The organism is Maribacter sp. PR1, assembly GCF_028464145.1.
Classification (GTDB): domain Bacteria; phylum Bacteroidota; class Bacteroidia; order Flavobacteriales; family Flavobacteriaceae; genus Maribacter.
The window spans coordinates 18,272-32,722 of sequence record NZ_JAQPCG010000015.1 but is presented as its reverse complement, the minus strand read 5'-3'; the positions used below and the strand labels follow the sequence as shown (position 1 = coordinate 32,722).

General features: G+C 36.5%; 12 protein-coding genes. All 12 read right to left on the bottom strand.

The window, feature by feature from the left end:
• Positions 1-31 precede the first annotated feature (31 nt).
• Positions 32-982: an NAD(P)-dependent alcohol dehydrogenase gene (locus tag PP182_RS20735; protein ID WP_272653164.1), complete on the bottom strand. Its 951-nt coding sequence runs from the start codon at positions 980-982 to the stop codon at positions 32-34.
• A gap of 368 nt (positions 983-1,350) precedes the next feature.
• On the bottom strand, positions 1,351-2,652 hold the full coding sequence (locus PP182_RS20730) for an alpha/beta hydrolase family protein (protein WP_272653163.1): 1,302 nt from the start codon (positions 2,650-2,652) through the stop codon (positions 1,351-1,353).
• A gap of 26 nt (positions 2,653-2,678) precedes the next feature.
• Positions 2,679-4,271 (bottom strand): amidohydrolase family protein, encoded by a 1,593-nt coding sequence (locus tag PP182_RS20725; RefSeq protein WP_272653162.1) that lies wholly within the window; start codon positions 4,269-4,271, stop codon positions 2,679-2,681.
• Between the two features lie 122 nt (positions 4,272-4,393).
• Positions 4,394-4,873: a helix-turn-helix domain-containing protein gene (locus PP182_RS20720; RefSeq protein WP_272653161.1), complete on the bottom strand. Its 480-nt coding sequence runs from the start codon at positions 4,871-4,873 to the stop codon at positions 4,394-4,396.
• A gap of 934 nt (positions 4,874-5,807) precedes the next feature.
• Positions 5,808-6,581 carry a polyphosphate kinase 2 gene (gene ppk2 / locus PP182_RS20715; RefSeq protein WP_272653160.1) on the bottom strand — a complete coding sequence of 258 codons (774 nt, stop codon included), beginning with the start codon at positions 6,579-6,581 and terminating at the stop codon, positions 5,808-5,810.
• An 11-nt stretch (positions 6,582-6,592) separates the two neighbouring features.
• On the bottom strand, positions 6,593-7,441 hold the full coding sequence (gene ppk2, locus PP182_RS20710) for a polyphosphate kinase 2 (RefSeq protein ID WP_272653159.1): 849 nt from the start codon (positions 7,439-7,441) through the stop codon (positions 6,593-6,595).
• 226 nt (positions 7,442-7,667) lie between these two features.
• The gene (locus PP182_RS20705) at positions 7,668-8,183 is read right to left on the bottom strand and encodes a DinB family protein (RefSeq protein ID WP_272653158.1); all 516 of its coding nucleotides are present in this window, start codon (positions 8,181-8,183) and stop codon (positions 7,668-7,670) included.
• 144 nt (positions 8,184-8,327) lie between these two features.
• On the bottom strand, positions 8,328-9,089 hold the full coding sequence (locus PP182_RS20700; RefSeq protein WP_272653157.1) for a DUF6090 family protein: 762 nt from the start codon (positions 9,087-9,089) through the stop codon (positions 8,328-8,330).
• Between the two features lie 237 nt (positions 9,090-9,326).
• A complete protein-coding gene (locus PP182_RS20695; protein ID WP_272653156.1) occupies positions 9,327-9,782 on the bottom strand; it encodes a hypothetical protein in 456 nt (151 codons plus the stop codon).
• A gap of 160 nt (positions 9,783-9,942) precedes the next feature.
• Positions 9,943-10,122, bottom strand: a complete 180-nt coding sequence (locus PP182_RS20690) for a hypothetical protein (RefSeq protein ID WP_272653155.1) — start codon at positions 10,120-10,122, stop codon at positions 9,943-9,945.
• A gap of 169 nt (positions 10,123-10,291) precedes the next feature.
• Positions 10,292-12,781 (bottom strand): zinc-dependent metalloprotease, encoded by a 2,490-nt coding sequence (locus PP182_RS20685; protein WP_272653154.1) that lies wholly within the window; start codon positions 12,779-12,781, stop codon positions 10,292-10,294.
• Positions 12,782-12,983: 202 nt separating this feature from the next.
• Positions 12,984-14,414 carry an SLC13 family permease gene (locus PP182_RS20680; protein ID WP_272653153.1) on the bottom strand — a complete coding sequence of 477 codons (1,431 nt, stop codon included), beginning with the start codon at positions 14,412-14,414 and terminating at the stop codon, positions 12,984-12,986.
• Between the last annotated feature and the right edge of the window lie 37 nt (positions 14,415-14,451).

Genomic DNA, 14,451 nt, shown 5'->3' with positions numbered 1-14,451 from the left:
CTTATTGTAGTTAGATTTTTATCTTTATGAATTACTTCTCCCAAGACATAGCCACTTTACCCCTTGTTCTCATTAACTCTATATATGCAATAGCCTGTGGAATTTTGGAATAAGCGTATGTTTTTTCTATATGTGGTTTAAGCTTTCCTTCTTGTACAAGATTAGCCAGAATAGTTAGATCGTCATTATTGGCTTGGGCAGTGAATTGCATAAGGGAAAACCTACTAAATATCTTTTTGATCAATACAGATATCATATGTCCCATGGTTGTAAATCCAACCACAACACCCCGTTTTCCGAGACGTTTAAAATCAGCAAAATTTAGATTGCCATTCGTATCCAAAACCAAATCAAATTTTCCATTGTATTGGTGAATGCTCTCCTGATCATAGGCAATGACCTTATCTGCTCCCATGGATTTAACAAATTCTATATTTCTAGTGGAGCAAACAGCGGTAACATGAGCTCCATATGACTCGGCAATTTGCACGGAAAAATGACCGACTCCTCCTGATGAACCATTAATTAGGACTGATTCTCCTTTTTTTAATTTTCCATGGGTTACTAAAGCCTGTAATGCTGTCAATCCAGCGATGGGTACACATGCCATTTCATTATAGGTTGCCCTTTCTGGCATCAACCCACATACGTTTTCAGCTGCACAGGTATATTCTGCAAAAGCTCCTCCTTGTAAAGATTCTCCATACACCTGATCCCCAACTTTGAACTTAGTAACACCTTGACCAACTTCTTTGACAATCCCGGCAAAGTCGGCACCAAGTTTTTTGTTTTTTGGTTTAAACAACCCAAAAGAGAGTCTGGCGAATAACGGCTTTCCTCTTAGGATATGCCAGTCAGCGGGATTGGCAGAATTTGCTTTGACATTAATAAGTAAATGACCTTCCTTTAAGGTTGGTTTTTCAACTTTTTCCAAGCTTAGAACCTCAGGTCCTCCGTATTTATATCTTGTAAATGCCTTCATGGTCCTCTGTTTTTATCTCTAAGTTGTTTGGTTGCCTTACCTAATTTACTACAACGTCGCACCTTGTAAGACGGTCATAGAGCAATCCATGTGTTGCTGCGGTGGATTTTAATTTTATGGAAATATAGCAAAAACCATTCAACCATCGGATGGGAGGAGCTACTACCTTTTAGTCTCTTGGTGCAAGTGACGTCTGCGATAGTAAACGTCCCAATTGATAAGTTGGCAAATCTAGGATATAATATAGACACATTTGAATGTTATATCATTTATCTATTGCTACATAGGGGGTGTGAAGCTCTTAGGTTTCTTTTGAGTACAGGGTTTTATTAAAGCCTAAAGCCTTGATTTTGTAAATAAATCGTCTACTATTTATTTACAATGTTAGAAAGATTATATATCCAATTTTCAATTGTTGCTAAATAATCAGGATGCAGTTTGGACCAATAAGGGAAATCACTTTCTCCGATATAATACATTGAATGAGAGGCTTCTTCTAGTAAAATAGCTTTAAAGTTATCATTCTCTGATTTCATCAGTGCCTCTGAAATAACCTCATAACTATTTTCAGGTATTATTTCATCCTTTGTTCCCTGAATAATAAGCATGGGTTGCTTTGTTGTTTCAAAGTAGGGTAATGGACTATATAAAAGCTTTTTGTCGGTTTGGACTTCATCCAGATTTGGCACCCAAACATGGGCAAACCACGAATTGGATTTTTCATCATTTATAGCTTTTTCCAAATCTGTTCTTGATAGTTTACCTGCTATAAATTCAAAAACCTTTCGTTGAAATTTAGTTGCAACATCAATTTCATTTCCGATAACATCTCGATTTCTATTCCTCCAATAATTCAAATCGCTTTCTAATAAAGTAACTCCCGGGCAACTTACTGCAACCCCATATTTTAAATTCCCTAATTCACCTAAAATGAATGGTATTTTTGAAGCTCCCTGACTACTCCCTTTTACTCCTATTTTGTTCAATGGAATTCCTGTTTTCTCGGAGAAATAGGTAATAGCATTTACATCATCTGTCGATAATTCCTCAATTGTTGCACTATTCCAATTACCCTCAGAATTTCCGGTTCCTCTTTTATCATAATGAAATGTTGTAAATCCCATTTGTGCAAATAATATGGCTTCTGCACGTGAAGCACTTCGGTCCGCGTTTCCAGAGGAAGTCACAATTACAAGGGCTTTTTCTTCATTGTTATCAGGATACCAAATAGTTCCATTTAGACCTAATCCGTTGGATTCAAAACTAACTTCCTCACTTTTTGGCGTATTGCTATGGTCTAAATATTTTTTTTCTAATGTATATAGGGTTGTAGTAGTGTCCACACTAAGTGAACCCTGAAGTTTGCTATAATTATCTACCCATTTGTTTTTGAAGGAGTAGGAGTAAAAATCACTTTGTAACTTAAAATTTATCGAGTCTTCCTTTACTTCCACATTTTGAAACGGAATTCGGTTGGCGTTTTGCTCTAAACTTGTGAAGAATACATTGAAACTTACAGAATCTCGTTCTATTTCGAATAGTATCTTATCGGAAAAGTTACCCTGTTTAAATATCCCACTGAAGTTCCCTGTCTTTTCATCTTTTTTGATTTCTGAATTGGAGTTACAAGAAAGCATTCCAAAGGTTAAAAAAATGATGAAGATTTTCATAATGCGTTTTTTATTTAATATATAGTTCATATCATATTATTCTTATCATTTTGACTGGCTGATAGTGTATTTCTAGGATAATTTTTACCTCGTACGATAACAGCATTTATCTGGTCATAGGCGGATATGTTTTGTAGCGGATCTTCGTCTAACAATACTAAGTTTGCGATTTTGCCTTTTTCGATAGTTCCGTATTTATCACCTATATGAAAAGCATTCGCATTGTTAATTGTAGCGGCAATAAATATTTTTTCCAATGAAATGCCAGCATTAACCCAATGTTGCATTTCTAAAAAGCCATTATATCCAGGAGGATTGGTCGCCATATTCATAGCTACTCCATCTGTTCCAAAAAGTAAATTGGCATCCTTATCAGCAAGATATTTTGCTACTGTGTTCATTCTTTGTATAAACACTTGCTGAATTCCTCTGAACATAGCTTCATCACTATTAAATTGAGCTCTCAGATAATTATATAGCGTAGGATTAATCGCTTTTATAATTTTGGCCCTGTTTATTATTTTTTGTTTCCCCCAATTCCCTTCTTCTGTGTTTAGCCAGTTTAAATAGGCTTTAGGGTATATATCTACCAGAGCTGGGTCTACGTTGAAATTATCTTTAAATAAATCAACTTCACCATAAATGGTTCTAAATGTTAGTTGGTATCCATTTTTCCTAGTTGCTATTTGCTTTAGTACATCTTGATGTTCTTTTGTGAACTCTGTATCTAAAAATTGCTCAGGATTCTTATACCAATTCCACATGGTATGTGCAAATATGTCAACTCCAGCTTCAAGGCCGAATTTTTGTGCGTCATAGGAAGTGGCATGCATTAAAACAGGGACTCCTTCTTTATGGGCCTGTGCAACCAGATCTCTCATTAAATGGAGACTTGGTAATTCCCAACTTTGCGGAAATCCAGATGATTCATCTTCATAAACTATTTTAATACCTATACCTTGCTGTCCTGCTACAATAGTATTTACAATTGCCCGTGGTGAATGTAACTCGAGATTAATAGAATCTGGGATGTGAATGTTATCATTGTATTTATCGAACAAAAAAGGATATTCAAGTCTGTCTCTAAGTGGTAATTCTTCCATTTCCATCATAAAATCATTCATCACCTGAACTTGCTGTCCACAGGTATATATATCAGGCCTGATGACCTGATTTTTGATTTCATCTAAAATATCTGGCGCATAATTGTTGACATCGATTAAGGTTGTGTACCCATAAAAAAGATAACTTTTAGGCAGCTGATTGAAATAGCTTTTGGCTAATTTGGGATGATTCCTTTTATTTTGCCAGGTCATACCGGCTATATTTGCTAAATGGACATGACTATCTATTAACCCGGGAATTATAAATTTCCCTTCACCATTAATGTTTTTTATAGTACCTGTAACGCTTGGTTTTTGTATTCCGCTATAAAGAATCATCTCATCATCAAGCAATACATATCCAACACACTTATCAATTTTACCATCCTTATTGGCCGATATAATAGTGGCATTCTCTATAAGTATCCCGTTATTTACCTGGAAAGTGGGACTGGTATCTGTACAGCCTATTATTGCTATTAGCTCAATAAAAATAATAATTCGAGATAGATACATCTTTTAAGATTTGAGCCGCTAAATAATTATATATCATGCGATTAAATGCCTTAAAAGAAGATTTAGGACTCGAAATATTTAGAATAGTGGTCTTAAAACAGGATTTAGGACCGTAGGTAATGTTATTTGCTTCTATATTCGGATGGAGATAATCCAGTGGCTTTTTTGAAAGCAAGATTAAACGTTGATTTGGAATTAAAACCGCAATCAAAGGCAATTGTTAGCATTTTTAGGTTACTGTATTTTTTGTCGTTCAGCCTTTTCTTTACCTCTTCAATGCGCCAATCATTAATATACTGGTTAAAATTCTTATGCATGTGTTCGTTGATTACATAAGACAAGGCTTTGGGATTTACTTCTATAGAACTGGCAAGAGTAATTAGGGAAATATCGCCCTCTAAAAAAGGTTTTTTCTCATTCATAAAAATAGTCAATGTATTCAATAAGTTTTTGCTGTCTTCCTCCTCCAAAATGAAGGTTTTCCTTTTTGTCATTTCCTTAATATCAAAAAGAAAACGGTCGTTAATAATTACTTTTAAACTCATATAATAGAGCATCACAGCTAATATTAGCATCATCGGATAATAATATATAAGCTCCATACTATAGTTGTAATAGACTAATTCGGCCAAAATGTAGACTAACCAAATAACAAAAAAACCAATAAAAATGAATGTTAGTTTTTTTAATAACGGGTAAAGGCCCTCAGCATAAGTAGACTTATGTGCTCTAATAATTTTATAGGTCAGATAAAGGTATATTGAAAAATAGATGATGCTAAAACCATCGTTTACTTTAATAATGTTGATTAGATAGGTCCGGTAATGGACTGAATTTTTTAAAAAAACATGAAATAATAGGTACCCTGAATTTATTATCAGCAAGGGTAGATAATGCAGGTAATTGATTTTCAGAGGAGTCTTAGTACTTCTTGAAGATTCTTTTGCATAAAAGTAGAATGCGGGAGAAATCAATAAAATGAAGTTAAGATTGATAAAGACCCATGAATGATTTTCATAGAAGCCTAGTATAACAACTCTTCCTAAAATTGCCGCAAAACCAATTAGAATGAGGGCTAAATAAAAATTTTCTTGTCTTAATTTATAGCCTTTTATTAAAAGAAAAATTCCAATAATAAGGCCTTGCATGGCACCAAATGAAATTACGAAGTTAATTATGTTATACAATTTTTTACTTCTTTAAAATTTTGGTCTTTTCAATTTAAATATTCTTTAGCGGTTCGGCTATCGGAAGTAGGGCAGTACGACAAGCTTTTCGTATCCTTCTGTGCTTATGGACAAAGCTTTTTGTTTAGCCTTTTCTTTATTTTTCTAAAGCTAAATTCAAAAGATTAGGTAGACAGATTAAATACGCCATGGCTTTTAAATATACTACTTTATGGCTTATGGTTATTGTGCGTTTTTTCCGTTATTATTTTCTGTCAATCTCTTTCCACTTTCCTTCCTGGAAATTCATTTTCCTAAAATCGATAGTCAATATTTGGGTCTATATACAACTTAGTAACCCTAATGATATTTATTTATAAGGTATAACCTCTAAAAGATGGGAAACGGCTTTTAAGCGAGCCGAAGATTTTTTATTGGCGTGTATAATTAACCACGGAGCAATTTCTGTGTTTGTTGCCTCAAACATCCGTTCTTTATATTTGGTATATTCTTCCCATAATTCCTGTGCTTTTTCATCTACCGGAGTCATTTTCCAACGTTTTAAGGGACTGGACTTGATATCCTTAAACCGTGCCGCTTGCTCTTTCTTATTTATAGAAAAATAGAACTTCACCAAATGAATGTTAGAGTCAATAAGCATCCTTTCAAAATCATTTACTTGTGACATAAATATTTCGTACTCTTTTTTTGTACAAAAACCATTCACGGGTTCTACTACCGCCCTGTTGTACCAACTACGATCGAAAAAAACGATTTCTCCCGGTTTGGGGAGTTGGTTAATGTAGCGTTGAAAAAACCATTGTTTTCTTTCATCTTCGGTAGGTTTGTTCAAGGCAACTTTTCTGAATCGTCTTGGATTAATATATTCGGTAATTCTTCTAATGGCACCTCCTTTTCCTGCGGCATCCCTACCTTCAAATAGAATTACTACTTTCTCATCATTGTCTATGACCCAATTTTGAAGCTTTATAAGCTCCTCTTGCTTCTCTCTTAGCGTTGTTAGGTATTTAATTTCTTCTAGAGCCTTGTCCGGATTGTTGTTTTTCCTTTTTAAAAGGGTGTGCAAACCTATTTTAGAATTGAATAGATCCATCTCTTCTTTTGTGTATTTATCTTTCTTCATTTTTGGAGCTATTAAATATCTATTTGTATGGCACTTCTGTGGTATCCCATGATAATATTTGGATCTGGTAAGAGCGATACCTTAGATTGTCCTTTTCCATCATAATCAAATTGAGACAGTACGTAGCGCATACTTTCCAAACGGGCCTGTTTCTTACTGTTTGTTTTTACAATGATCCAGGGGCTATAATTGGTATGTGTTTTGCTGAACATTTGTTCCTTGTAATGCGTATACTCGTCCCACAAACCCTGACCTTTCATATCTACCGGGCTAAATTTCCATCGTTTTAGGGGATTGTTTAAACGGGAATCAAATCTTTTCTTTTGTTCTTCCTTAGAGATTGAAAACCAAAACTTAATAATTTTTACATTATCCTCATATAATAAATGTTCATATTCCGGAACTTGAACAATAAACTTTTTGTATTGTTCCTCTGTACAAAAGCCCATTACCGGTTCTACCACGGCCCTATTGTACCAACTCCTATCAAAAAACACAATTTCTCCGGGATTGGGTAACACTTTTATATATCTTCTAAAATACCATTGTCCCTGTTCTACATGGGTAGGTTTATTAAGTGCAACCACACGGGCGGTTCTTGGATTCAAATGTTCGTTAAACCTTTTAATGGAGCCTCCTTTTCCTGCGGCGTCCCTACCCTCGAATATTACGGCGATTCTAATATTCTTTTCGGCAACCCATTTTTGCAGACTCACCAATTCTGATTGCAGCTCCCTTAATTCAGCTTCGTATTTTAGTTTCTTAATTGTTTTTGATATGGGAATTTTATTCTTTTTCGCTATTTTCTTTAAATCGGCGCGTGTTTTAGCCTGGACTAAATGTTCACTGGTAAACTCCATTCGTATATTTTTTTCTTGCACTTAAACTCCTGCTGAGCAGGGGAAAGTTATATGTTTTTAAAAATAGAGAATTTATTTCCAAAACTGTTAAATTACTGGTGGATCTTGGTAGCAAGGTAAGTTTGTGTTAAGCTCGATAGGTTAAAAGCATTACTTGTAATCCACTTTTTCGGATTTCCTAAATAAGTATGAACAAGCGATAACTTATGGCCATTATTGGCGTTAGTTATTGTAGTGATCGTAAAAATTTTTCAATTCGCTTCTTCTGTTTTAAATGGTGCCTCATATGCATTTCTGAATACTGTATCCATTCAAAACAATTCAAAAATCCAATTCCAGGATGTTCTGATTTACCGTATTTTGATGTATTACTTATTGTTGTCCAAATATCGTTTGTGTTCTTTTTTAATTGTTCCAATTGCAATTTTAATGTAGAGGTTTTGGTAGGCTGTTGGATATTTTCCGATATCAACGGGTCGCCCCGAAATTGTTTGTTTTCAAAAGACCCCCTTTTAAAAAGGATTATAGCAGCATCCGAAGTCTCTTTTTCAATATTTTTTTCGTTTCCAAGCGTCTTTTCTATTTGACCGTTGTACCAATTTGTTTCTTCAATCAGATGTTCGTAGAGCTGTCCAAGTGACCAACTTTTGTCATCAGGCTTAATTTTAAGTTGTTCAATACTGAATCGAGATAGTTCTTCTATCCAAATATCGATTGTATCATTGAAATTTTTAATTCCCATTTTCCAATGTTTTAATTACCACCAATTTCAAGGCTAGGATTTCTTGCCTTGGTTGGTACTTAATTTTTCTAGTACTGGAAATGTCGGCGAAATTTCCAATGTAGACGAACGGCGCAATTACTTATAGCCAATCTTGTACATTCGTTATTTTTTATTCAGTTCTTTATTAATCATTTCCTTCAATAATTTAGCTTTATTTTTCAAATTTTGGGTGATGTTGATTCCAAGTGACTTTCTCGAAATATTATTTCTTAAATTGTTTCTACCTAAATTAGATTCTAACTTTTGTATTAATGCTGTTTTCCTTGTCTCTTCATTTTCTGCAAAAGGAAGATTTATATTTTTACTTTGACCCAAAACTGGATTGATTTCATAATCATTGGTAACAAACCAGAAATCATCATCATCTATTGAACGTTTTTCATCATAGTCTATGAACAAATTAAATCGGTAAAGGTCTTCTGAATAATAATTGTTTATAACGTCATTTAATTCGGTAGAACCTAATTGATTTGCAAGTCCATAATTCTTTATTTTTTGGAAGGTTTGGTCAGAGATTTTATAATCGTTGAAATAGCTTGTTATAGATAAAACAATAGAATCAATTGGAAGATTTTGATAACTCTTATCCTCAAAAATCAACGTGTTGCTTTTAATTTGTTCATTCAAGTTCTTAATGATTATATCAAATCTTCTTATGTCATTATTTAAATCAAGTACCATCCCTTTTAAATAAGTGTTGACTATTGTGTTTTGCTTACGAGCTTCATTCCAATTATTAATTTGCAACGCAATCAAAATTCCAATGACTACAAGAACAATTTCGCCAATCGCATACAAAAGATATTTGCTAAATTTGTTTTCGGTCAGCATTTTTTGCCTAATACTTCTAAAGAATTTTATCATTGGTTAGCTGTTTCTGATAATGACGCACAACAATTGTATATAGTAACAAGTTACTATATTTCTATTATAGGGGAGGTACTATAAAAATCCAATATTTTTTTGTTTTTGCCTAATTCACTGGAGGTTTAGAGTCTTTAAACATTTTCAATTGCTTACAAACGACTATAAACTTTTGTAAACAAAAAAAGACCCTACTTTAAAAGCAGGGTCTTTCTCATCAATCAATCACTAAACAACCTATTTTTTTGGTCTTCTTTTACTTTCTTGGCCTCTATGGTGTTTCCCTTTACTGTGCATCCCTTTTCTATGGTTCATTTTTTCCCATTTGGCATATTGCTCATCATTTAAAATGGATTTCATTTCTTTTTTATGGGCAATCTGCATGTCCAAGCGTTCGTTCTTCAAGGCAAATTTTTCATCATCCGAAAGTTCTTTGCCATTCTCCTTTCTCGCCTTGTGTTCTTCCATGCTTGCCTTTCGCGCTTCAGCATTTTTGGCAAACATCTCTTTTATTTTAGATTGCTGGCCCTCCGTTAGGTCCAGGGCCAAGGTCATCCTCTTGGACTGTAGTGTTGCCAATTGTTCCGGATTTAAATCTTGCATTTGCCTTCTACCTTCTTTCCTGTTATGGTCTTGTGCCATTGCCGTTATCCCCGTAAGGAAAAGAGCGGCCAATATTAATTTTCTCATCATTTTGATTTTTTATGGGTTCACTAATAAGACCTGTTAAATGGTAAATAGTTTAAATGGGAATCGTCTTTTAATAGTATTTTAACTTTGCGAACTAACGTTTTAAAACGAAAAAAGCGCGACTTCAAAGTCGCGCTTTTTTATTTACTTATGTTTTGTATACCTATTGTACCGCTTCTGTATTCATGTTTTCAGTGAAGGGCTCTACAACGATATCGGCTTCTGCCATAACTTCGTTCTGTGGAAGGTTTTGGCCAGATTCATTATTGATTTGAAAATGATAAAATACGGCAGCAACCATGAAGCAGCTGAGATAGATTAAGCTTTTGAGTTTGTTATTCATGATGTGGGGGTTTTTAATTTATATCTAAATCTATAAAATAAGAACGTACAAAAAAGCCTATTGTTGTCAAATGGACTTTTTATGATGGCAAATACCATATAAATGTGGTTAAACGGTTACATTCATCGGTTTAATGATGTAATTCACCGATACTTTCCAAAAAAGGGTTTTAGTTGGGTTCCAATATCTGGTCTATTCGTTCCTGTACATCCTCTAGATGATATCTGCTCATTCTGTCGTTAGTTCTGCCCATAGCGTTTCTAATGTTTCTTTTTAGGATATTTAGCTCAGCACGGGCCACAGAACGGATATCCGACTGGCTGGTGTTGACCGCAGTAGATTTTCTATAACCGCCATAGTCCGAAAGCTTTTTCTGGTTCTCGGCAGTCATCAAATAGGCCAAACGGTCTATATGTGCTTTCTGCAAGTTCCTCCTGTAGGTGTCTATCTTTTTGCCAGAAGACAGTTCGGACCAAATGCCTTGCCTAAGGTCGTCCATCATTTCAACCAAGGTATAGGCTTCGTTTCCAATAGCGGCCTCGTTCTCCACCAAACGGGCCATTTTACCCAAGCTCATCATGTTTGTTAAGTTACGCTCCTGTATGGAACGAATACGCTCTACAAATCCTGAATATTGAATCCTACCAAAAATATCCTGATCTAATAACCACTCCGGAGTCTGAAATAATTGCTCCTGTAAGAATTCCATACAGTTTTCCTGATGTTCTGCATCTACATGGGTATATACTGCTCCTTCTTGGTCATAGGTTTTGTGAAATTCGTAAACCCCGCCAATGTTGTTGGAAACATGGCCCATATAACGATTATACTGTGCAATTACCTGCCCGTAGAGTGTTTCCAAGTCATCATAATTTTTACCTTCTTCTTGGGTCCATTCCATGAGTTTGGGAACAATGCGCTTAAGGTTGGCTATACCATATGCACTGGCCTTGATGGCGTTATCCCCTAAATCCTCGGTTTGGGAACTAGGGTCAACGATGTCGCCTACTTGTTGGTGTCCAAATCGATATAGCGGGTCCCCTGCATGTTCCAGAATCCACTCGTCCAAAATAGGTTTTTCCCCTTTGGCATCGGTATCCAAAATAGGCTTATAGCCCCATTTAATGGCATATTTGTCATAGACCCCAATATCTGGCATTAGGGCAACACCTTCATCACCGGGTTGGGCGATATAGTTGAAGCGGGCATAATCCATGATGGAAGGTGCCGTACCATATTTTTTGGTAAAACTTGCCGAACGTAGCGAATCTACAGGATAGGCAACACTACTCCCCATATTATGCGGCAAGCCAAGCGTATGGCCTACCTCATGGGACGATACGAAACGAATTAACCTTCCCATCACATCTTCATCGAATTGTACGCCTTGTGCGGACGGGTTAATAGCGGCGGTCTGCACAAAGTACCAGTTTCTCAAGAGGCTCATCACGTTGTGATACCAGTTGATGTCCGACTCCAATATCTCACCGCTTCTCGGGTCGCTCACATGGGGACCATTGGCGTTAGGAATTGGAGACGCCAAATAGCGTACCACGGAATAACGTACATCCTCGGGAGACCATTCCGGGTCTTCTTCGGGAGTTGGCGGGTCCTTGGCTATAATGGCATTTTTAAACCCAGCTTCCTCAAAAGCTACTTGCCAATCTTCTATCCCTTTTTTTATAAAGGGCACCCATTGCTTTGGAGTGGCCCGATCTACATAATAGACGATCTGTTTTTTAGGTTCTACCAGTTCCCCGTTTTTAAACTTTTCCAGATCCTCGTCTTTTACTTCCAATCTCCAGCGGTCCAAGAAATTTACGGTCTTGCTTTCCTGTGCATCCAGTCCATAGTCTACTTGACCTCTTGCAAACCAGCCTACGCGACGATCAAAATACCTACGTTTCATAGGTTCCTTGGGTAACAAGACCATGGAGTTGTTTATTTCAATGGATATGGATCCAAGGCTACCATTGCTAGGGGGGTTACTTGCCAAATAGGTTTTAACATGCCTAGCTTCCACATTTAGAGGGTAACTTCTTATGTTTTCTATAAAGCTTCTACTATCGTCTAAACGGGACACCTTATATCTTTTTCTATAGGAATCCGGCATACCAAATGCCTTGGTGTCCTTGGTGAAGATGTCATCGACTTCGATAACGGTTGCAGGATTAAGGGAATCCTTTTTGAAGGCCTGAATGTCAAAAGCATAAAGAACTGGTTCAAAATTCGAATTTACGACAGCTTCGTGCACTGGAAGGGAATCGGCAGCAACTACATCATGGGAGACCACCCGTAACAACACCTTTTTGTCTTTCTTTTCCCAACGGAGTACTTGGGTATTTATCTTTCCTCCTCCAAAACCAATGTTAGAGGCGGTTTTGGAAATTCGGCTTACCATCAACATTTCCCTATTAAAAAGGGAATCTGGAATTTCATAGTAATGCTTATCGTCCACTAAATGAACATCAAAAAGCCCGGTATCCGTTTTTGCCTCTTTCGTAATTACCTGGTTGTAAGGCTTAATTTTATCTTTGCCGGTTTTTTCTGATGGGCTTTCGGTCTTCTTTTTTTTCTTCTTGAAAATTTGTGCTTCAGTGGTCTGAAAACTTAACAAACAAGCCGCCGCAAGTAGCGGAAATAGTAATTTTTTTGTCATTTATATCTTGGAATTTGGTCAATTTTTCAAAGAACCGAATAATTAATTTAAAGACTTGTTAATGAAATCATAAGCCTAAAATGTAACATTTTCATTTTTATGGCGTCTACTTAGTAGGGAATATCATTTTTATCCCGATAGCTATCGGGACTGAATTAGTTAAGTATAAAGCCTTTGCATAAGCAAGGGCTTTATCTTTTGGCTAAAACAGTATTGGGAGGATAAACTGAAACAACCCTATCAATAAGAGAACAGCGATTACATTTAATAGAAATCCGGCTTTGGCCATCTCATGAACCTTTATATAGCCACTGGCAAATACAATGGCATTGGGGGGAGTGGCCATTGGGAGCATAAAGGCACAACTGCTCGCCATAGTTATAGGGATTAACAAATAGACTATGGGAAGCCCCAACCCAATGGCAATTCCTGCCACGACGGGTGCTAAAACGGCAACCAAGGCAACGTTGCTCATCAGTTCCGTCATAAAAAGCATAAGGAAAATCAAAAGTGCCGCTGTAAACAGCACACTTATTTCGCTTTCTGCAATAACTCCGGCGACCAAATCTACAATACCCGTAACCGACATACCTTTTGCTAGGGCCAAACCGCCTCCAAATAAAATCAAAATTCCCCAAGCCAACTTTTGGGTGTCCTTCCATTCCAGTACAAAGTCCCCTTTTTTTAGGTTAAAGGGGATGGCGAACAAGGCAATAGCAGCAAACATGCTGATCATAGCATCGGACAATGCCATAAATGGAAAAAGAGAATTTAGGACTGTTCTAAAGACCCATAGAAAAACGGTTATTCCAAAAATAGTCAAGACCATTTTTTCCTTCCCTGAAGTTGGACCTAATTTTTTAAGCTCGGAATCGATAATAGTTTTTGAGGCATTGAACTTCAACGCGCCATTAGGGAAGATGAGTTTAACAAGAACGATATAACAAAAGGAAATCATAATAATCGAAAACGGTAGCCCAATTATCATCCACTTAAGAAAAGAAATCTCTATGTTGTATTCGTTCTCCAAAAGACCGATAAGGACGGAATTGGGCGGTGTGCCAATGACCGTGGCGATACCTCCGGCATTAGCGGAGAAAGCAATACCCAGCATGACGCTGAGGGCAAAATTTCGATCGCTCTTGGTAAAACCATCAGCATCATCTATCAATAGCTGTATGACCGACATGGCAATAGGTAACATCACGACCGTGCTTGCCGTATTACTGATCCACATGCTAAGAGTAGCCGTAGCTATCATAAACCCTAAAATTACCTTGTTTGGGGTTGTGCCGGTAATTTTGATAATGGAAAGGGCTATACGCTTGTGTAGATTAACCTTTTCAAGCGCCAATGCCATCACAAATCCTCCAAAGAACAAAAAGACTATGGGGCTCCCATAATTGGCACCGACCTCCTCCATGGGCATTATTTTTAAAATAGGGAAGAGCAACAAAGGTAAAAGTGCAGTTACGGAAATGGAAACAGCTTCAGTAATCCACCAAACAATCATCCAAAGGGCAACGGCAATAACAGCATCTGCCTGTTTGGATATTAAATCGTTGGGTAAGTTGATAAGTGACAGAAATAGAATGGGGCCCAAAAAAAGCCCCCATTTTTTACTTAGTCCCATGGGTTGATTATCAATATGGGACTAAACTACTATTTTT